At 50.0% G+C, this 550-nt stretch carries 1 protein-coding gene; it reads left to right on the top strand.

Features of this window, described 5'->3' with window-relative positions:
• Nucleotides 1-285: 285 nt before the first annotated feature.
• A partial coding sequence (locus tag KVT32_RS28510; protein ID WP_371825631.1) for an ogr/Delta-like zinc finger family protein occupies nucleotides 286-550 on the top strand: 265 nt, incomplete at its 3' end.

The following is a 550-nucleotide window of genomic DNA, read 5'->3' as shown; positions in this document are numbered from 1 at the left end:
ACGCTTTTCATTTGCTGTTTTCAAAATTTGCTAATGGACTGCATGACTCAATGTGCCCCACTGGATTATTTCCAGCCTTGTCAACACGCCACATCGCGCCATGCAGTGCCATTCGCACTTTGAAGTGAAACCTGCAACATGAAAATGGCTAGGAAATGTGCCCGCTGCGAGTACATTTCCTAGCCATGTTGAGAGAGTTGTTTCGGAGATATACACGCTTCTGTTCTGCATTATTCAAGGCCCGCCGCCCAGGTAGCCTTTCACCTTGGAATTGCTCCGAAAATCATGAGTATGAGAATCATCATCTGCTGTCCACATTGCGTAAGCAGGGCAGTCGCACGTAGTAGCCAACAGCTGAGCGTTACTCTCCGCGAGATAACCTATCAATGCACGGATGTGTACTGTGGACACACCTATGTGGCAAACCTTGAAGTGGTGCGTACCTTATCGCCAAGTGCAAAACCGAACACGGCAATTAACCTGCCAGTGCATGGGCGTCCGGCCCTCCGAGGCAAAAGCAAGACCGTAGCAACTCCTACCCCCAACCCTT

Origin of the sequence: Achromobacter sp. GbtcB20 (assembly GCF_019091095.1) — a bacterium.
Taxonomy (GTDB): domain Bacteria; phylum Pseudomonadota; class Gammaproteobacteria; order Burkholderiales; family Burkholderiaceae_B; genus Achromobacter; species Achromobacter mucicolens.
Note: the sequence above shows the minus strand (reverse complement) of the source record. Positions and strands in the feature narration are given on the sequence as shown.